The organism is Clostridium pacaense (assembly GCF_020709765.2).
Lineage (GTDB): Bacteria > Bacillota > Clostridia > Lachnospirales > Lachnospiraceae > Enterocloster > Enterocloster hominis.
This window is the reverse complement of the sequence record NZ_JAJFEB020000013.1, coordinates 85,066-104,549: the sequence shown is the minus strand read 5'-3', so window position 1 is coordinate 104,549 and position 19,484 is coordinate 85,066. Positions and strand designations below refer to the sequence as shown.

The window sequence follows — 19,484 nt, the reverse complement described above, 5'->3', positions numbered from 1 at the left end:
TACTCCTTCCTCATCTCAATTATCTTGCTTTCTCGATAACTTCAACAAGTCTCCATCTCTTATCCTTGGACAGTGGTCTTGTTTCCATTACTTTAACTTTATCACCGATGCCGCATTCATTCTTCTCGTCATGAGCTTTTAACTTAACGGTTTTCTTAACGATCTTACCGATCAGTGGGTGTTTAATGTGGTCCTCGATTGCTACAACAATGGTTTTGTCCATTTTATTGCTAACCACTTTACCGGTACGGGTTTTTCTTAAATTTCTTTCCACGGTAAGTTCTCCTTTCATTAAGCATTAGCCTTCTCAGTGATAACAGTCTGGATCCTGGCAATATTCTTGCGTACTTCCTTGATTCTGGATGTGTTATCTAACTGATTGGTTGCATTCTGGAATCTTAAATTGAACAGTTCCTTCTTCGCAGCTACTAACTCTTCATTCAGCTGGTTTGCTGACTTATTCTTTAATTCTTCTACAAACTTATTAGTTTTCACTGTTATCACCGCCTTCTAAATCTGCTTTAGAAGCAATCTTACACTTGCATGGCAGCTTGTGCATTGCAAGACGCAGAGCTTCCCTAGCTGTTTCCTCTGGTACACCAGCGATTTCAAATAATACGCGGCCTGGCTTTACAACTGCTACCCAGTACTCCAGAGCGCCTTTACCGGAACCCATACGGGTTTCTGCTGGCTTTGCTGTTACAGGTTTATCGGGGAAAATCTTAATCCAGACTTTACCACCACGCTTAATGTAACGGGTCATGGCAACACGGGCTGCCTCAATCTGGTTTGACTTAATCCAACATGGCTCAGTAGCGACTAAACCGAACTCACCGTTAGAAATCGTATTGCCTCTTAAAGCTTTACCGGCCATAGATCCACGGAACTGTTTACGACGCTTAACTCTCTTAGGCATTAACATTATTTATCGCTCCCTTCCTTGTTTCCTTTAGTAGGAAGTACTTCGCCCTTGTAGATCCAAACCTTAACGCCAAGCTTGCCGTAGGTTGTATCTGCTTCTGCGAAACCATAGTCAATATCTGCTCTTAATGTCTGAAGCGGGATTGTACCCTCGCTGTAGAACTCGGTACGTGCAATATCTGCACCGCCAAGACGGCCAGCAACAGCAGTCTTGATGCCCTTAACGCCAGCCTTCATGGTCCTGCCCATGGTGGACTTCATTGCGCGGCGGAAGGAAACACGGTTCTCAAGCTGTGATGCGATGGACTCTGCAACCAGCTGTGCATCCTTATCCGGACGTTTGATTTCCTTGATGTCTACAAACAGTTTCTTATCAGTCAGCTTCTGGACTTCTTTCTTTAACTTCTCAATCTCAGAACCACCCTTACCGATAACCACGCCTGGCTTAGCGGTATAGATGATGACCTTCACCCTGTCGGAAGCACGCTCAATCTCGATTTTGGAAATACCGGCACTGAACAGTCTCTTCTTCAGGAACTTTCTAATATTATAATCTTCAACCAGGCAGTCAGCAAAATCAGCTTCTGCATACCACTTGGAATCCCAGTCTTTAATAACACCGACCCTTAAGCCGTGTGGATTAACTTTCTGTCCCATATTTGCCTCCTATCTCTCATTCAGAACAACAGTGATGTGGCTCATTCTCTTCTCAATCCTGTAAGCACGTCCCTGAGCTCTCGGTCTGACTCTCTTCATGGTTGGGCCCTGGTTTGCGTAGCATTCCTCTACGTAAAGTTTTGACCTATCCATTCCGTTATTGTTCTCAGCATTTGCTGCTGCTGATTCCAGTAACTTCTTAACTAAGCTGGAAGCATATCTGGGATTGTAAGTTACAATACCAAGTGCGGTTTCTAAATCTTTGCCTCTAACGGCATCTAATACGAAACAAGCCTTCTGGACAGACACTCTAGCGTAAGACAGTGTTGCGCTTGGTCTTGTGTCCTTCTGGGCATTTCTCTCTCTCTTGACTTGGGATCTATGTCCTTTTGCCATTGGTAAAACCTCCTTTCAATTTACCCGTGAATTACTTTCTCACGCCGGATTTCTTCTCGTCTTTTCCGTGACCCCTGTAGGTCCTGGTTGCTACGAATTCGCCCAGTTTATGTCCTACCATATCTTCGGTTACATATACCGGAACGTGTTTCCTACCGTCATGAACTGCAATTGTATGACCAACAAACTGTGGGAAGATTGTAGAACGGCGGGACCAGGTCTTAATTACCTGCTTCTGTCCTGCTGCATTCATTGCGTCTACTTTCTTTAACAGATGCGCGTCTGCAAATGGTCCTTTTTTCAGTGAACGAGCCATGTGTTCTTAACCTCCTTTAACTATTTGATGGTTCTGCCATCACGTCTTCTTACGATCAACTTGTTAGACTGCTTGTTTTTCTTTCTGGTCTTCAGACCCAGAGCAGGCTTGCCCCATGGTGTGCATGGACCTGGACGTCCGATACCACACTTACCTTCACCACCACCGTGTGGATGGTCATTAGGGTTCATTACGGAACCGCGGACTGTTGGTCTGATACCCATGTTGCGCTTTCTACCAGCTTTACCAATGTTGATCAGGGAGTGTTCACCATTGCCAACAACACCGATTGTTGCGCGGCAGATGATTGGAACCATTCTCATTTCACCTGAAGGTAAACGTAAGGTGGCATACTTGCCTTCCTTAGCCATCAGCTGTGCTGCATTACCGGCGGAACGGACTAACTGGCCGCCCTTGCCAGGATATAACTCAATGTTGTGTACCTGTGTACCAACCGGGATGTGGTACAGCGGCATACAGTTGCCAAGCTTTGCCTCTGCTGTATCGCCGCTTACAACCTTCATTCCATCAGTTAAGCCCTGTGGAGCCAGGATATAAGACTTGGTACCGTCTGCGTAGCAGATCAGTGCAATGTTGGCGGTTCTGTTTGGATCGTACTCGATACCGATAACGGTTGCCGGGATACCATCCTTGCTGTTTCTCTTGAAATCAATGATCCTGTATTTTCTTCTGCTGCCGCCGCCTCTGTGACGGACAGTGATTTTACCCTGATTGTTACGACCTGCGTTCTTGTTCAGGGAAACTACCAGAGACTTTTCTGGGGTGGTCTTGGTGATTTCCTTGAAATCAGAGCCGGTCATATGTCTTCTGGAAGGTGTATAAGCATTATACTTCTTAATTCCCATGACATTTTACTCCTTTTCATTTTCTTTTCACGGCATGCGGTTCTGGACGGGATATCTGGGATGTCCCCTGTGAATGGGATGCCGTATAAGTTCTCCGGCCGGGGATGCCCGGCGGGTGGATGGTTTGTTGGGTTAAGGTATTCTTAACCGCAACGGGTTCCGCTCGACTAAGCTCGAAAAGACCTCGCTAAGTCTCGGGAACGGCGTTCGCACTAAGTTCGTGAGATACCTCACTAAGTGCTTACAGCCCCTGGAAAATCTCTATTTCCTTGCTGTCTTCTGTCAGCTTTACGATTGCCTTTTTGGAAGCAGCTGTCCTGCCGAAGGTGGTTCCTCTTCTCTTGACCTTTCCTTCACAGTTCATGGTGTTCACAGTCTCAACCTTGGTGCCTGGGAACATCTTCTCAACAGCTTCTTTAATCATGGATTTATTGGCATCTACATGAACCATGAAAGTATACTTCTTGTCTGTCATGGCGTTCATGCTCTTCTCAGTAATAACTGGTTTTAAAATGACGTCATAGTACTTAATATCTGCCATTATGCGTACACCTCCTCGATGGATGCAACAGCAGCCTTGGTTGCCACTACTGTGTTGTACTTCAGAATGTCGTATACATTGATGGAGTCAACCTGTGCAGTCTTAACGTCTGCAACGTTCCTTGCGGATAATACTGTGTTCTGGTCATTGTCAGCCAGCACAACCAGCGCCTTGTTAACCTTAAGGCTGTCCATTACGCCCTGGAACTTCTTGGTCTTAATCTCATCAAACTTCAGCTCATCTACAACAATGAACTTGTTAGCCTGAACACGGCTTGTGAGTGCGGACTTAAGCGCTGCCCTCTTTTCCTTCTTGTTCAGTCTGATTGTGTAATCCCTTGGTGTGGGAGCGAATACCACGCCGCCGCCCTTCCACTGAGGAGACCTGGTTGAACCCTGTCTTGCATGACCGGTTCCTTTCTGTCTCCACGGTTTCCTGCCGCCGCCGGAAACCTCAGAACGTGTCTTTGCTTTCTGTGTTCCCTGACGCTTATTAGCAAGCTGTGCAACAACTGCAAGATGTACCAGGTGCTCGTTAACTTCTACACCGAACACGGCATCGTTCAGTTCTAATGTGCCAACTTCTTTACCTTCCATATTGTAAACAGATACGTTTGCCATCTGTGTGTTCCTCCTTTCCTATAAAAGCTTACCTTTCAACCTTAACGGTTTCTTTGATTGTTACCAGGCTCTTCTTAGGTCCTGGTACTGCGCCCTTCACCAGAATCAGGTTATTATCGGTATCAACCTTAACAACCTCCAGGTTCTGGACGGTAATCTTCTTGCTGCCCATGTGGCCTGGCATACCTTTGCCCTTGAATACGCGGCCTGGTGTGGTAGCGGAACCGTTGGAACCCTGATGACGATGGAACTTGGAACCATGAGCCATGGGTCCTCTGTGCTGTCCATATCTCTTGATGGCGCCCTGGAAGCCTTTACCCTTGGAAATAGCGGTTGCATCAATCTTATCGCCTGCAGCGAAGATATCCGCCTTAATCTCATCCTTTACAGAATACTCTTCTGCATTCTCAAACTTGAATTCCCTTACATATCTCTTATAAGAAACTCCGGCCTTATCAAAGTGGCCCCTCAGTGGCTTGCTGACCAGTTTTTCCCTCTTGTCAACAAAACCAACCTGTACTGCTTTGTAACCATCGTTCTCAGCTGTCTTAACCTGTGTTACCACACAAGGTCCTGCCTGAAGTACGGTTACCGGAACTAACGCACCATTCTCATTGAAGATCTGGGTCATTCCGACTTTTGTTGCTAAAATCGCTTTCTTCATTGTCTTACCTCCTGTTTCATGATCTACAGCGGAATGCTTTCGCATTCATCCTAGAACAGTCTTAATATACGTGGAACACTATGAACCGCTTCTGGGTCATCCCTCTGCCTTCACAGGCAAAAGGTGCGGTATGTTGATTCCTCAACAGGAAATGCAGTGTTGCTTCTATATTTAAACCCTTCAGGATATAAACATTGTCCGACCTTATTTGGTCTTCATCTTGATGTCGATGTACACGCCAGCCGGCATTTCCAGTCTGGACAGTGCATCAACTGTCTTCTGGCTCGGAGCAGTGATGTCGATGAGCCTCTTGTGGGTCCTCTGTTCGAACTGCTCTCTGGAATCTTTGTACTTATGAACAGCACGCAGAATAGTTACTACCTCTTTCTTGGTTGGTAACGGCACCGGTCCGCTCACCTGTGATCCTGTCTTCTTTACAGTCTCGATGATTTTGCCGGCAGACTGATCTACTAACTGATGATCATAAGCCTTTAAAGTGATTCTCATTACTTGACTTGCCATAAAAAAAGTCGCCTCCTTTTCGCACTTTTAAACCAAGTACGACAAGCGGTGACTGTACACGTTTCCGTGTGTGTCCTAAAAGAACTCCACACTGATTCTGCTGATTATCCTGCAGTTTCTTTAATTGGTACAGTGACTTGTCGCCAGTTTCCTAACTTGACATTCGCTCCACGGAAAACCTGCCTCACTTTGTGGGCAGCAACCTCTCGCTTCAACGCTATCATGCCACAGCCTTGTTATATTAGCACATTTCTTTTATAAATGCAAGTACTTTTTTATTTTTTATTCATGCATTTTTTTATAACCTTTTTTATAAAAGCGCCAAAAGAAAAGACCTCTGTATAATCAGAAGTCTTTCCTGGTCTTATTATATTAATCATTCCGTGCAATATGGTTCCATGGGTTCTGTTGCATAAGCATCCACATCCGTATCCTCATCCGCAGACATCAGCTGTCCGCTGGCATTGGTAACAAACTTAACACCGTCACTGTTCTTTACCTTTGCATTCTTCATGACCTTACCGGATGAATTGACCACGTAATTCCTGTTATCCACCTCATAGCACACATACTTCTGTCCATCCGTGGCTTTCTGAAGCTTTCCTTTATAATATAGGTAGTTATCCTTTACGCCATTATAGCCGCGGCCATTGTCTGAGAAATAGAAATCAGACTTGTTGCCGTCGTCCTCCGTAACCTTAATCTTCCCCTTCTGCACACAGCTCTTCTCTTTGTCGCCAAAGTAGAAGGAGGTCCAGTTGTCATCTCCTGAGCCAAGGTATACTTTCTTCAGGCCATAGACCGGATTGCCAAGGTGGTTGAACAGATAGGATTTACCATTCAGCTTCACGATGTCATTGGTGGTCAGGCGCTCGGAATCAGCAGCCCTGGGCTTTCCGCTGTTGGTAAAATAAAACCACTCCACATCGCCTTCATACCCTTCTAAATCCTCCGGCGGTTCAATGGAGTACCATCCAATCCTTGCCTTTCCATCAGCCCCGAAATACATGTAATCCTCAATGGTATCATCAGAAGAGGTGGAGCGCACCTTCTTCCAGCCCGTCTGCATGGCTCCCACTTCATCAAAACAATAATAGGTACCGTCTATCTTGCGGGCCGTGTAATCGCCGTCTGAGCTGTCAGGCACGAACTTCTTGCCGCTGGAGGAGAAATAGAACCAGTACTTGCCGTCATCATCCGTCACGCTGTCAATTCCAGGAGTCACCTTGTTGCGGTTATCGTCATCCTCATCCGGAGGCTCTAACTTCTGCCATCCCGTCCTCATGACGCCATCCGTTCCCGTGTAATACATATCATCCAGTATCCAGCCCAGTTCCATGCGGCCGTCCCCTGAAAAATGGTACCACTTGTTATCAATCTTCTTCCATGCATCGGTCATCATCTTACCGCTGCTTCCAAAATAATACCACTCATATTCACCATCATCGCTGGTAAGCTTTAACCACTTATCAGTCAGGATGATGCCGTTGCTATCCACGTAATAATCAGAATCAACCCAGGCATTGGTTGCCATGACGCCTTCCCCGTTGACGTAACGCCACTGGTTGTCCGCGCCCTTTTTCCATGTGTTATATACCTGGTTTCCATTGGAATCATAATATACCCAGCTGCTTCCTGATTGAGCCCAACCTTCTGCTGCCAGGGCTGAAATTGTGGCCGTACCGAAAGACAGCACCGCTGCCAGTACCCACACTGCCACTGTTTGTTTTCTCATATGCTCAGCTCCTCTTCCCATGTGCTCTGGTGCGGAAATCAACCTTCAACCCACTCCAGCCATGCCGGCACCCCGTCCGATATTCCGGCAATCCTAAGGTATATTGTATCAAGGCTCCCTCAATTATTCAACCTTATTTATCTTTCAATTTATTTACGATAGGCTTTAATTTTTCTTTTAACATGAAAATGCCTGCAAATAGCTTCTGTCCATGCTTGACGCAGCCGCATGATTTAGACTATACTCTGTAATATGTTGTTAGATCTGATATTAAAAGGAAATGAGGTTATGAATACTATGTGGCTTGCCGATGATTGGAAGGATTATGAAGTGATAGACTGCTCACAGGGCGAAAAACTGGAACGATGGGGGAAATATCTGCTGGTCCGGCCAGACCCTCAGGTTATCTGGGATACCCCTAAGGACCACAAAGGCTGGAAGCACATGAACGGCCATTACCACCGCAGCAGCAAAGGCGGAGGCGAGTGGGAATTTTTTGATTTGCCGGAGCAGTGGTCCATTGGATACAAGGGGCTTACATTTAATCTGAAGCCCTTCAGCTTCAAGCACACAGGGCTGTTCCCGGAACAGGCCGCCAACTGGGACTGGTTCGGTGACAGGATAAGGAAGGCCGCAGGACCGGTTAAGGTCCTCAACCTCTTTGCCTATACAGGAGGCGCAACCCTGGCCGCTGCCAAGGCCGGCGCCAGCGTCACCCATGTGGACGCCTCCAAAGGCATGGTGGGCTGGGCCAAGGAAAATGCAGCTTCCTCCGGTCTGTCAGACGCCCCCATCCGCTGGATTGTGGATGACTGTGTAAAGTTTGTGGAACGCGAGATCAGAAGAGGCAACCACTACGATGCAATCATAATGGACCCGCCGTCTTACGGACGCGGGCCCAAGGGTGAGATCTGGAAGATAGAGGATGCCATCCATCCGCTTGTCAAGCTGTGCGTGCAGCTGCTCTCAGACAGGCCGCTGTTCTTTTTAATCAATTCCTATACCACAGGGCTTGCACCTGCTGTCCTGAGTTACATGCTGGGCGTGGAAGTAATCCCGCGCTTTGGCGGTATGGTCAATGCCCAGGAAGTAGGGCTTCCGGTAACCAGGACCGGGCTGGTGCTGCCCTGCGGGGCATCGGGACGCTGGGAGGCGTAGGGAATCCCCCGCCTCCGCATATCCATCCCTCAGTCTGTCAAAAGCAGCGCCGCATCCGGCCTGCCCTTCTTCAGTCTTCCAGCAGCCGCGCCACGTCCAGCTTGCCCCATCCCTGCTGGTTATGAGGCAGGCCCAGGTCCACGGCCCGTTCCCGGATGCGCAGCTTCACATCCTTATTGCTCATTTCCGGGTGCTTTTCCAGTAAGAGGGCGATTGCCCCGGATACCAGGGGCGTGGACATACTGGTCCCTGATTTTGAGAAATACCGCCCCGGTTCATTGCAGCAGCTGACGATACCGGAACCAGGGGCAACGATATCCGGCTTGCACACGCATGCCAGGGTAGGCCCGCGGCCTGAATAATCCACCATCCTGCTGCCCATCACATCCACTTCCTTATGGTCATCTGAACATCCCACCGTAATGACCTTCCTGCTGATGCCAGGCGTGGTAATGGTCATACGGCCCGGACCATGGTTCCCGGCTGCCACAACAACAACCAGCCCATCATCCCAGGCCGCATTGACTCCCCGCACCAATATGGAGTTCTCTGTCATATCCCGTCTGGAAAGGGACCCCACGGAAATGTTCACAATACGGATACCGTATTCCTCTTTGTGTTCCCTTATCCATTTTAATCCTGCCAGTACATCGGAGGCATATCCATTTCCCTTGTGGTCCAGCACCTTGACTGATATGATGCTGCTCCCAGGCGCCACCCCCCTGTACTTTCCCTCGGAGGAAACGCCGCTCCCTCCTATAATGGCTGATATATGGGTCCCATGCCCGTTGTCATCATAAGGCTGGGTCCTATGGTTTACATAATCAGCAAACGCTGTTACTCTATCTTTAAAATCCTCATGGAGATAAACGCCGGTGTCCAGGACCGCGACACCAACCCCTTTCCCCGTGATTCCCATGGAATATACGATGTCACAATTTATGTCTTCTCTTGCCTGATTCACATCACGATATTCTCCTTTTTTTATTAGGATATTCTCCGGAAATGGATTCGGTTCCACTGTGGCCGGGGATAGCCTGGGAAAATACCGCTAACAAATAAAAGGATGCCTGATCAGAAGGATGCCTCCACAACCTCCTGCCGCTCCACATCTATCACCCCATATGTATTAATCCTGAGTTTTGGGATGACCGGCAGGCTGACGAAGGCCAATGTCATGAACGCATCTATATCCGCGCTGATTCCTAACTCCAGTGTTTTCTGCTTCAGGTTCTCCAGCTGTTCCTCCACCTCATGGACCGATGCCCCGGTCATGATGCCTCCGATCGGAAGGGCCAGTTCCCCTGCCACCTGTCCGTCCACTGCAACGGCAAGGCCGCCTTTATTCCGTCTGACCGTGTTGGCCGCCAGGACCATGTCATTATCATTGGTTCCTATGACAATCAGATTGTGGGAGTCATGGGCCACGCTGGTGGCTACCGCACCGCTTTTAAGACCGTATCCGCCGATAAAACCGATTCCTGTGTGTCCCGTATGCAGGTGGCGTTCAAAAACAGCCGCCTTTACTATATCGGACTTTAAACTGACTCCCGGCGCGGTTCCCTCCGTATGTTCCTGCCATGGCACAATCCGCTCTTCCGTCAGAAGCTCATGGGGCTTGAACTGGATTACCCTCTGCATGTTCCCCTTTTTTTCATATGCAATATCGTTTAACGTAACCTCATCCATATGGAAGGAATCGAATACAGCAGGATAGGCCTGTTCCAGTTCCCGGCTTCTATCCGGCTTTTCATGCAGGCATCTTCCGTTTTCCGCTGCCAGTATACCATCCTTATATACGCGGGTCACGCAAAAATCAACGAGATTTTCCAGTACAGCCAGATCCGCACGCATTCCCGGCATCACGGCGCCCCTGTCCTTCAGCCCAAAATACCGCGCAGCATTATAAGTTCCCATCTTTATGGCCTTTATGGGGTCCGCGCCAAGGGAAACCGCCTTCCGGATGATATAATCAATATGTCCTATGGAAATCAGGTCGCCTGGATGCTTGTCATCCGTCACCAGCATACAGCGCTCATAGTAGGGCGCCTCAAAAAGCGGCATCAGGGCCTCTAAGTTCCTGGCTGCCGTTCCCTCCCTTATCATGATCCACTGACCCCGCCCCAGCTTTTCAAGGGCCTCACTGATGTCAGAACATTCATGGTCCGACAGGACGCCGGAACAGACATATGCGTTAAGCGCCTTTCCTCCCAGGAAGGGCGCATGGCCGTCTATCACCTTATCCTGATACGCAGCCTCACCTATCTTATCCAGAAGGTCCTTCAATCCCCCAACCACACCCACGGAGTCCATCACCTCAGCCAGTCCCAGTATACGTGGGTTGTCATAATATGGTTTTATATCAGCCGCCCCCAGCACTGCCCCTGATTCATCCAGTCCCGTGGAAGGCACGCAGGAAGGCATCATGATGAATACGTCCAGATCCAGACCGGCAGTTGCCTCCAGCATATAATCAATGCCCTGGCAGCCCGCCACATTGCCAATCTCATGAGGGTCGGCAATGACTGCCGTTGTCCCATGGGGCAGTACTGCCTTTTCAAATTCCGGAGGGGACACCATGGAACTCTCAATGTGGATATGTCCGTCAATGAACCCCGGGCATATATATCGGCCTGTCATGTCCACATTCTCTTCCCCATCATATTCCCCGATTCCTGCTATGTATCCGTCCTCAATGGCTATATCGGCCACCTCTGTCTTCTCAGTAAAGACATTCACGATTGTCCCGTGTTTCAGGACCAAAGATGCCTTCCTCCGTCCGGAAGCCACATCCATCATCTTTTTCAAATCTTCAAAACGCTGCACAGAAATACCTCCTTTTTTGTTTTTATCCCCCAATTGATTTGATATCATAATACTATAATATAGCAGAAAGTACAATATTCAGAAATCATAAAATTTTTATGCAAATTATCTGTCCCGACTCCAGTCAGGATAAAACCGTTAGTCTGCAAATTTTTTACATTTGTGGGAATATCCTCTTGTAATTCCGCCTTATCGTGCTATAATATTCTCATGGACGGAAGTATAGCTCAGCTGGGATGAGCGTTCGCCTCACACGCGAAAGGTCATGGGTTCGAGCCCCATTACTTCCACTGGTAAAACCCACCTGGATACATTGGTACTGATGTATCCGGTGGGTTTCTTGTTTTTCAGGTATTTTATTCCGTAAATGTTTTATTCTGTAAGTATTTTATTCTGTAAGTGTCAGTCCCATCATCAGGCTATCTTTCCTTCATACTTTCTTTCGCAATGTCCAACCTTTTTTGTAAGAAATATTACGCTTCATTACGATTATCTGACTTCTATTGAGTTTCAACCCAAACTATGATATATTGGTTTCAGTCAGAGATGACGCGGCCCGGTACTGGCGCCCATAAGGGCGGACCAGACCGGGCCATCCCCCGTTTATGGGCCAAGTGATGAGCAGGCACATGACAAGGGAGCTATACTCATGGTAACTTATGTCAGGGTCAATCCCCTGGCTTTTTTGTTAATCCTCTCTCTGTTTCATATTTTTCTATCTTTAACCTTTCTATTCTTATACTTTTCTATTTTATATTTCCCTCTTCTATACTACCCGGTCCTATATTTCCCTATCCTATATTTCCCTATCCTATACTACCCTGTCCTATATTTCCCTGCCCTAAATCCACCCCTCCACGTTCATCCCATATCCTCCTATCTCAAATATCTCCATCTGATTATCCACTGTTCAAATTTCCCATCTTATCCATAAACATTACCTGTCTTTTCCTGATAATACTGATTTTCCGCAAAAAAATACCCGAAAATACTGTCAGTGTGCATAACATGACGTAATTTCAGGCTTTACGGCGTATGGGCCAATTTTAAGAATTTCTTAATAATCTATTCAAGGAACATTCAAACATTCTGGAGGATTGCATGCTATACTAAGTACATAAGAGATGCACGAATATTTAACAACTATCCTTCAACCCTTTTTGAAAATCCGAAATCCTAAGAAAATTGCTCCGTACCGAAAGGTGCGGAGCTTTTTCTATGTATCCCTTATGGATTATTCTATGTACATACTCTTCCATCTACATACTCTTCTATCTACATACTCTTCCAAGTCTAACTTCCTCTATACATATATGTAGGTACTGCGCACCGGCCTTCTACCGGTTGAGGGATGCCAGGACCGTCTTCAGCTTATCCACGTCCCCATCCTCAAAGCAATACCCGTCCATCCCGCACTTGCGGGCGCCTTCGATATTCAGGCTCAGGTCATCCACAAAGAAACACTCTTCCGGATTTAGATGGAAACGGTCAAACAGGTGCTGGTACATCTCCTTCTGCGGCTTCAGGCATTGCACCTCTGCAGAGAACAGAACGCCGTCAAAACAGTCAATGGCCGGGATTACCTCTTTGTAGCAATTAAGAAGGCGGACCGATGCATTGGAACAGAGGTAAATGCCATAGCCCATGGATTTAAGCCACTGTACCACTTCCTCCATCCCCTCTTTGGGTTTCATGTTATACTCATGCCAGTGCCGGAAACACCATTCAGCCTGTTCGCGCTTGCGCTCCGTGTCCAGGCGCTCCTGCATCTTCCGAAGGGCTGTTTCCTCGGACATGACGCCCATGTCCAGAAGGATCCATTCCGGCGAGACAAATACGGATGTGCTTACATCCTTCCTCTCCTGCTCATCCTCTATGTATATCTGGCACACCAGGTTCCCCACATAGCTGACCAGCACCTGCCCCATGTCAAAGACTATATTCTTAATCATCCAATTTTCCTCCTGTCAGGCATTGATATGAAATAATGCGATATATATCAGAAAACCCGGGACAGGGCCCCGGGTTTCGTGTCATGATCAGGCTTCCGCTTTCTCTACCTGAACAATGGCAGCCTTCTGCATAGGAATACGGCAGTTCTTGTTGTTGCCGAATTCAACAATTACGGTATCATCCGTCATGTCGATAATGACGCCGTAAAATCCGCTGCTGGTCAGTATGGTGTCACCTACTGCAACACTGTTGAGCAGCTGCTGCTGTCTCTGCTTCTCCTTCTTCTGAGGACGGATTGCCATGAAGTATAACATACCACCCAGAAGAACAATATAGAGAATCCAGAAGATCGGACTACTTGTATTCATTCTTATTTTCCTCCTTCATACCTACTGCCGCCTCGCCACAGTAGTTTATTATTCATTAGCCTTGGCGGAGCTTTCCATGCCTGCAAGCTTGGCCGCTTTGTACTCTGCGTAGCGGTGCTCCTCGATGGCGTCGCGAATCTCTTTCATCATTGTATTATAAAAATACAAATTATGCAAGGTACATAATCTCATTCCCAGCATTTCTTTTGCTTTCAGCAGATGGCGGATGTAGGCCCTGCTGTAGGAACGGCAGGCCGGACAGCCGCAGCCCTCTTCAATGGGTCTTGGATCCAGTTCGTATTTCTGGTTGAAAAGGTTCAGCTTGCCGTGGTTGGTGTACACATGGCCATGCCGTCCGTTCCTGGATGGATAGACACAGTCAAAGAAATCCACTCCCCGGTCCACTGCCTCCAGGATGTTGGCCGGCGTTCCCACACCCATGAGATAGACCGGCTTTTCTTCCGGCAGATGGGGGACCGTCACATCCAGGATGTGATACATTTCCTCATGACTCTCGCCCACTGCAAGCCCGCCCACCGCATAGCCGTCCAGATTCATCTCCCGGATGGTCCTGGCATGTTCCACACGGATTTCATCCACAACACCGCCCTGGTTGATGCCGAACAGAAGCTGTTCACGGTTCACGGTATCCGGCAGGGAATTAAGCCTTGCCATCTCCTCCTTGCACCTGTGAAGCCACCTTGTGGTGCGGTCCACGGACTGGCGGATATATTCGTCACTTGCATGGCTGGGAGGACATTCGTCAAATGCCATGGCAATGGTGGAGCCAAGATTGGACTGTATCTGCATGCTTTCCTCCGGCCCCATGAATATCTTATGGCCGTCTATATGGGAATTGAAGTAAACGCCTTCCTCTTTGATTTTGCGCAGCTTGGTCAGGGAAAATACCTGAAAGCCGCCGGAATCCGTAAGGATGGGTCTGTCCCAGTTCATGAATTTGTGCAGGCCGCCAAATTCCTTAATCAGCTTGTCGCCTGTGCGGACGTGAAGATGGTAGGTATTGGACAGTTCCACCTGGGTATTGATTTCACGCAGATCATCCGTAGACACAGCGCCCTTGATTGCGCCCACCGTCCCCACATTCATGAATACCGGTGTCTCAATGACGCCGTGGACTGTCTCCATCCTGGCCCGTTTTGCCTTTCCGTCCTTTGTTATTACCTGATATTTCATATCATTAAGCCTCGTCATCTGCAAGAGCAGCTTTAATCATGATGGCGCACTCAATACGCTTTTTCTGCATCTCACAGCCGATTTCGTAAGCGCCGTTAATGGAACCGCTACAGTTGTATGCATTGGCTGAACATCCGCCGCTGCAGTAGAACCTTGCAAAACAGTCCTTGCAGCCCGGCTTTGCATACACATTGCACGTCTTGAATTCATCCCTGATATCCGTATTCACGATGCCCGTGTCCACGTTGCCCATAAGGAACTGCTCCTGACCCACAAACTGGTGGCAGGGATAGAAATCCCCCCATGGCGTGACTGCCAGGTACTCGGTGCCGGAACCGCATCCCGCCATGCGCTTGGCAACGCAGGGACCTGCTGTCAGGTCCAGCATGAAGTGGAAGAAATTAAATCCCCTTCCTTCCTTCTTACGCCTGATATACTCCAGGGCCAGCTTATCATACTCAGCCAGGATGGCCGGGATATCCTCCTGACGGATGGAATAATCCTCAGCCGGGTCAGACACGACCGGTTCCATGGACATCTGCTCAAAGCCCAGGTCCGCGTAGTGGAGCACATCTGCCGCAAAGTCCAGGTTGTTCCTTGTAAATGTCCCGCGGACATAGTAATCCTTCTGGCCCCTGCTCTTTGCAAACTTCTGGAACTTGGGGACCGTCAGTTCATAGCTGCCGCTTCCATTGCGGAAGGGCCGCATCCTGTCATTGACGTCCTTGCGTCCATCCAGGCTCATGACCACATTGCTCATTTCCTTATTGCAGAAATCCATAATCTCGTCATTAAGCAGCACGCCGTTGGTGGTGATGGTAAAACGGAATTTCTTGTGGAACTCCTCTTCCCTGGAACGGCCATATTCCACCAGGCGTTTTACCACGTCCCAGTTCATGAGCGGCTCCCCGCCAAAGAAATCCACCTCCAGGTGTTCCCTGTTACCGGAATTGGCAATGAGGAAATCCAGGGCCTTTTTTCCCACCTCATAGCTCATCAGGGCGCGGCGGCCATGGTACTCGCCTTCCTCTGCAAAACAGTAGCGGCAGGCCAGGTTACAGTCATGGGCAATATGGAGGCACAATGCCTTGACCACGGTCTTACGCTTTTTAAAATCCACCACGAAATCATGGTAAATGTCCTTTGTCAGAAGCTGTTCCATATCAATCAGCTCCTGGATATCCTCCAGCGCCTCCCCCAGCTCCTCAGGGGTATATCTGCCCCACAGGCGGTCAAATACATCTGATTTGACTTTGGCTGACAGGGGCTCCGGCTTTTCCATCTCAGGAACCAGCCCTGATACCACTTCCACAGCATCATACACAACCGGGTCCACCACATGGACGGAACCGCTGTTCACATCCAGTATGATATGGTAACCATTATTTATAAATTGATGAATCACGGATCTACTCTCTCTTTCTAAGGGGCAAGCCCCAACTCCTTTGCGTGGCAAAGCCCCTATAATCCCATCGACCATAGGGGCTTTCTACCAAATTCCTGTACGTATCTCAAATCAGTACTGCGCCATACACACCTGTGTATCAGCGGTTCGCGTTCTCACAGCTCTGGTTGCCAACCGTGCAGGATGTCTTACATGCTGACTGGCAGGAAGTCTGGCACTCGCCGCAGCCACCCTTCTTCATGGTGTCTTTTAAGGTATTCGTATTCAATGTCTTAACGTGCTTCATATTACGGCACCTCCTCTTATCCAAAATATAATTCCTTGAAATTATAACACAGGTTAAAGCCCCTTGCAACGGTAAATTATAAAGGTTTGTCATATTAATGGCGCCCCCGGGAATATACTTCAACATAGATTCTTATGAAGGAGAACAATCCTATGGAAAATGGCATCGTAAAACCCATGATCCGCTCCCTGCTCATCTCCTATGTGCTGTCCGGAATCCTCCTGGCCGCCCTGGCGTTTGCCCTGTATAAACTGCATCTGAAAGAGGGACAGGTGAATCTCATGGTATTTGCAGTGTACTTCGTCACCTGCCTGGCCGGCGGCCTGCTGGCGGGAAAGGGAATCCGCCAGCGCCGGTTCTTCTGGGGGCTTTTGTCCGGCCTGTTTTATTTCGTGGTCCTGTTCGCCGTATCCTGGGCCATGAACATGGGCTCTCCCATTGACATGGAACGCTCTGTCACTGTCATGGGTGTATGCGCGCTGGGCGGGACCATCGGCGGGATGATAAGCTAAAAACAGTTCAAATCAGCTAAAATCAGTTTAAACAGGTCCAAAACCACAAACCACGGCCAAAACCTGCCGTAAAACCAGGAACAGGCGCCCGCTTTACCGCAGGCGCCTGTTCCCCTTATCCGGAAGCATTCCGGAATCCAATCATCTTCTGCTAATCCACCAGTCAGGGATTACTTTTTCCTGACCTTTCCCGCTGTCTCCGCCAGGCTTAGCACCACCTGCTCCGCCATGATGACAGCGCTGCCCAGGAACACGAACATGTCCCCCAGGTTGAATACCACTTTCTTAAGCCGGTTCCACTCTATGGAAAAGTAATCCACCACATACCCGCGCACCAGACGGTCATAGAGATTGCTGAGGGCGCCTCCTATGATGATGGAAAGCCCCAGCTTCTGTGCTGTCTTTCCTTTTCCCTGCAAAAGGGAGCACAATGCGCCTGCCATGGCGGATATGACCATCAGCGGGACCACCTTTACCAGTTCCGGCCGTTCCTTGAGAAATCCAAATGGGAAACCGGAATTATGGTTCTTATGAAGCTTAATCATCCCCCGGGAGTTTGGCAGCTCCCTTGGAAATGTCCCATCCTCCTGCCCTTCTACCACACTTTTTATCCCAAGGTCCAGTGCTGTCAGACCGCCTATTATCCAGCCATATATCATAAACCAGCCTTCCTTTCCACGCTTTTCTTTCATTTTACTATGGTTTCACACAGCCGTCCAGTGAAAGGTTTCTAAAAATCAGCATATACTAATATCAAATGTCCTGTACGAGGTGTGTCATGGCAGACTGCCCATTTAATTCAGCCTCAGAATCAATCGCAGATTTTATCTATCGCTATGGAAGCCAGCAGCAGATTGTAGGGAACGCGGCTGATATTCCCTGTATAGATTATGTCAGCCCGGATTACAACATCATCTATACGCCTTTAGACACAGTGCTGCCTATCTCCCTGCGCAAATATTCATACTACAGTGTGCCCGGGCTGTTCAGTCTCCTGGACAGTTCCAGCATGGAAGTATCCGGCATTACTTCCACATTTGCCTCTCCTGCCCTGGGCAACCGCGGGCGCGGCGTACTCATCGGCCTGATAGACACAGGTATCGATTATACCAATCCCCTGTTCCAAAACCCGGACGGCACCACCAGGATAAACAGCATCTGGGACCAGAGCCTGCCTGAAGACAAGGACATCCTTCCTCCCGGTGTACCTGACCGTTATCCAGGCAGCGGCGCGTCTTATGGGACTGAATATACACGGGAAGAGATCAATGCTGCCCTGGCCTCTGACACCCCGCTGGCCCTGGTCCCCTCCACTGATACCAATGGGCATGGGACCTTCTTGGCAGGCATTGCAGCAGGCGCTTCGGTGCCTGCACAGGATTTTACCGGGGCCGCGCCTGAAAGCGAGCTGGTGGTGGTGAAACTGAAACCAGCCAAACAGTATCTCCGTGACTTTTATCTTGTCCGAAGTGACGCGGATGCCTATCAGGAAAATGACATCATGATGGGAATCAAATACCTGCGCGTGGAAGCCTACCGCCTGAGGAAACCCATGGTCATCCTTCTGGGCCTGGGTTCCAACCTTGGAAGCCACGAAGGGACTTCACCCTTAAGCATTACGCTTCAGGACATCAGCCGGAGCCTGGGCGCGGCAACTGTCATTGCGGCGGGCAACGAAACCGGGCTGGGACACCACTATGAAGGCACCATTCCCAGCGGACAGGAATGGGGTGACGTGGAGATACAGGTGGGACAGCCGGAATCAGAACTGGGATTCGTTGTGGAACTGTGGGCTTCCACCGCAGATACCTACTCGGTCGGCTTCATTTCCCCCAGCGGAGAAATCATAAGCCGTATTCCTATTATTGCCGGAAATGAAACCTCTATCCCTTTCCTGCTGGAACCCACGGTCATTACCGTGAATTACCAGCTGATTGAAGCTGGCTCCGGAAAACAATTGATTTTCATGCGTTTCCAGGCTCCCACTACCGGAATCTGGAAAATACGTGTATTCAATACGCAGTACCTGACCGGACAGTTCCATCTGTGGCTTCCATCCCAGGGCCTGATATCCGATGAGACCGTATTCCTTTCCCCAAACCCATATACCACCATCACCTTGCCAGGCAATACGGCTTCTCCCATTACGGTTGGGGCTTATAATCATTTAAATAACAGTATTTACATCCATTCCAGCCGGGGCTATACCGTGGGCGGGCTGGTCAAACCCGATATCGCTGCTCCCGGGGTCAATATTGCAGGACCTGCTGTCGGGCGGGGGATTGGGCCTGCCGGAGCTGCCGCAGTACCCATGACCACCCGCACAGGCACCTCCGTGGCAGCTGCCCATGTGGCCGGGGCTGTTGCAAACCTTCTGAGCTGGGGAATTGTGGAGGGACATAACATCACCATGAGCGAGGCATCCATCAAAGCATATCTGATCCGCGGGGCAAGAAGAAATCCAGCGCTGTCATATCCCAACCGTGAATGGGGATACGGGGCACTGGATTTATATGAAACATTCCTTCGTCTAAGGGAATGAAC

The 19,484-nt window shown here is 49.0% G+C and carries 23 protein-coding genes and 1 tRNA gene; 4 read left to right on the top strand and 20 right to left on the bottom strand.

Annotated features, from left to right (window positions below; translation table 11 throughout):
• Nucleotides 1-19: 19 nt before the first annotated feature.
• From rpsQ to LK536_RS49125, 12 genes are all read right to left on the bottom strand, one after another.
• On the bottom strand, nt 20-292 hold the full coding sequence (gene rpsQ, locus LK536_RS49180; protein WP_008726433.1) for a 30S ribosomal protein S17: 273 nt from the start codon (nt 290-292) through the stop codon (nt 20-22).
• A complete protein-coding gene (gene rpmC, locus LK536_RS49175; RefSeq protein ID WP_025483884.1) occupies nt 292-495 on the bottom strand; it encodes a 50S ribosomal protein L29 in 204 nt (67 codons plus the stop codon). Before rpmC ends, rpsQ begins: the two co-directional genes overlap by 1 nt.
• Nucleotides 485-922 (bottom strand): 50S ribosomal protein L16, encoded by a 438-nt coding sequence (gene rplP / locus LK536_RS49170; protein WP_008726431.1) that lies wholly within the window; start codon nt 920-922, stop codon nt 485-487. The genes rpmC and rplP overlap by 11 nt, the downstream gene beginning before the upstream one ends.
• Nucleotides 922-1,578, bottom strand: coding sequence for a 30S ribosomal protein S3 (rpsC, locus tag LK536_RS49165; protein WP_008726430.1), 657 nt, complete (start codon nt 1,576-1,578; stop codon nt 922-924). Before rpsC ends, rplP begins: the two co-directional genes overlap by 1 nt.
• A 9-nt stretch (nt 1,579-1,587) precedes the next feature.
• On the bottom strand, nt 1,588-1,974 hold the full coding sequence (rplV, locus tag LK536_RS49160) for a 50S ribosomal protein L22 (RefSeq protein WP_008726429.1): 387 nt from the start codon (nt 1,972-1,974) through the stop codon (nt 1,588-1,590).
• Nucleotides 1,975-2,005: 31 nt separating this feature from the next.
• Complete coding sequence (gene rpsS, locus LK536_RS49155; RefSeq protein WP_008726428.1) at nt 2,006-2,290, bottom strand: 30S ribosomal protein S19; 285 nt, start codon at nt 2,288-2,290, stop codon at nt 2,006-2,008.
• A gap of 20 nt (nt 2,291-2,310) precedes the next feature.
• The gene (gene rplB / locus LK536_RS49150; protein ID WP_008726427.1) at nt 2,311-3,156 is read right to left on the bottom strand and encodes a 50S ribosomal protein L2; all 846 of its coding nucleotides are present in this window, start codon (nt 3,154-3,156) and stop codon (nt 2,311-2,313) included.
• 241 nt (nt 3,157-3,397) lie between these two features.
• Entirely contained in the window at nt 3,398-3,697 is a 300-nt protein-coding gene (gene rplW / locus LK536_RS49145) for a 50S ribosomal protein L23 (RefSeq protein WP_008726426.1), read from the bottom strand.
• The gene (gene rplD / locus LK536_RS49140) at nt 3,697-4,317 is read right to left on the bottom strand and encodes a 50S ribosomal protein L4 (protein ID WP_008726425.1); all 621 of its coding nucleotides are present in this window, start codon (nt 4,315-4,317) and stop codon (nt 3,697-3,699) included. The genes rplW and rplD overlap by 1 nt, the downstream gene beginning before the upstream one ends.
• Before the next feature lie 28 nt (nt 4,318-4,345).
• Nucleotides 4,346-4,981, bottom strand: a complete 636-nt coding sequence (gene rplC / locus LK536_RS49135) for a 50S ribosomal protein L3 (RefSeq protein WP_025483887.1) — start codon at nt 4,979-4,981, stop codon at nt 4,346-4,348.
• Between the two features lie 204 nt (nt 4,982-5,185).
• Nucleotides 5,186-5,503 (bottom strand): 30S ribosomal protein S10, encoded by a 318-nt coding sequence (gene rpsJ / locus LK536_RS49130; protein ID WP_002566515.1) that lies wholly within the window; start codon nt 5,501-5,503, stop codon nt 5,186-5,188.
• 376 nt (nt 5,504-5,879) lie between these two features.
• Nucleotides 5,880-7,238, bottom strand: coding sequence for a cell wall-binding protein (locus LK536_RS49125; protein ID WP_040382800.1), 1,359 nt, complete (start codon nt 7,236-7,238; stop codon nt 5,880-5,882).
• 297 nt (nt 7,239-7,535) lie between these two features.
• Here LK536_RS49125 and LK536_RS49120 point away from each other — a divergent pair, with 297 nt between their 5' ends.
• Complete coding sequence (locus LK536_RS49120; RefSeq protein WP_227796533.1) at nt 7,536-8,396, top strand: class I SAM-dependent methyltransferase; 861 nt, start codon at nt 7,536-7,538, stop codon at nt 8,394-8,396.
• A gap of 70 nt (nt 8,397-8,466) precedes the next feature.
• On the opposite strand, the gene LK536_RS49115 is transcribed toward LK536_RS49120, so the two are convergent.
• Entirely contained in the window at nt 8,467-9,360 is an 894-nt protein-coding gene (locus LK536_RS49115) for a S8 family peptidase (protein ID WP_008726421.1), read from the bottom strand.
• A 110-nt stretch (nt 9,361-9,470) separates the two neighbouring features.
• Nucleotides 9,471-11,222, bottom strand: a complete 1,752-nt coding sequence (ade, locus tag LK536_RS49110) for an adenine deaminase (protein ID WP_227796512.1) — start codon at nt 11,220-11,222, stop codon at nt 9,471-9,473.
• A gap of 216 nt (nt 11,223-11,438) precedes the next feature.
• Here ade and LK536_RS49105 point away from each other — a divergent pair.
• Nucleotides 11,439-11,512, top strand: a tRNA-Val gene (locus LK536_RS49105).
• A gap of 1,047 nt (nt 11,513-12,559) precedes the next feature.
• Here the strand turns inward: LK536_RS49105 and LK536_RS49100 are convergent.
• From LK536_RS49100 to scfA, 5 genes are all read right to left on the bottom strand, one after another.
• The gene (locus tag LK536_RS49100; protein ID WP_227796511.1) at nt 12,560-13,174 is read right to left on the bottom strand and encodes an HAD family hydrolase; all 615 of its coding nucleotides are present in this window, start codon (nt 13,172-13,174) and stop codon (nt 12,560-12,562) included.
• Between the two features lie 87 nt (nt 13,175-13,261).
• Nucleotides 13,262-13,543 carry a preprotein translocase subunit YajC gene (gene yajC / locus LK536_RS49095; RefSeq protein ID WP_008726406.1) on the bottom strand — a complete coding sequence of 94 codons (282 nt, stop codon included), beginning with the start codon at nt 13,541-13,543 and terminating at the stop codon, nt 13,262-13,264.
• A gap of 48 nt (nt 13,544-13,591) precedes the next feature.
• Nucleotides 13,592-14,737: a tRNA guanosine(34) transglycosylase Tgt gene (gene tgt / locus LK536_RS49090; RefSeq protein ID WP_025483893.1), complete on the bottom strand. Its 1,146-nt coding sequence runs from the start codon at nt 14,735-14,737 to the stop codon at nt 13,592-13,594.
• A 4-nt stretch (nt 14,738-14,741) separates the two neighbouring features.
• Nucleotides 14,742-16,142, bottom strand: coding sequence for a thioether cross-link-forming SCIFF peptide maturase (gene scfB, locus LK536_RS49085; protein WP_227796510.1), 1,401 nt, complete (start codon nt 16,140-16,142; stop codon nt 14,742-14,744).
• 139 nt (nt 16,143-16,281) lie between these two features.
• Complete coding sequence (gene scfA / locus LK536_RS49080) at nt 16,282-16,428, bottom strand: six-cysteine ranthipeptide SCIFF (protein WP_002566540.1); 147 nt, start codon at nt 16,426-16,428, stop codon at nt 16,282-16,284.
• A 134-nt stretch (nt 16,429-16,562) separates the two neighbouring features.
• Here scfA and LK536_RS49075 point away from each other — a divergent pair, with 134 nt between their 5' ends.
• Nucleotides 16,563-16,940 carry a TIGR04086 family membrane protein gene (locus LK536_RS49075; RefSeq protein ID WP_506092197.1) on the top strand — a complete coding sequence of 126 codons (378 nt, stop codon included), beginning with the start codon at nt 16,563-16,565 and terminating at the stop codon, nt 16,938-16,940.
• A 170-nt stretch (nt 16,941-17,110) separates the two neighbouring features.
• Here LK536_RS49075 and LK536_RS49070 read toward each other — a convergent pair whose 3' ends face one another.
• A complete protein-coding gene (locus tag LK536_RS49070) occupies nt 17,111-17,599 on the bottom strand; it encodes a signal peptidase II (protein ID WP_227796509.1) in 489 nt (162 codons plus the stop codon).
• A 119-nt stretch (nt 17,600-17,718) separates the two neighbouring features.
• Here LK536_RS49070 and LK536_RS49065 point away from each other — a divergent pair, with 119 nt between their 5' ends.
• Complete coding sequence (locus tag LK536_RS49065; protein ID WP_227796508.1) at nt 17,719-19,482, top strand: S8 family peptidase; 1,764 nt, start codon at nt 17,719-17,721, stop codon at nt 19,480-19,482.
• Nucleotides 19,483-19,484 lie beyond the last annotated feature (2 nt).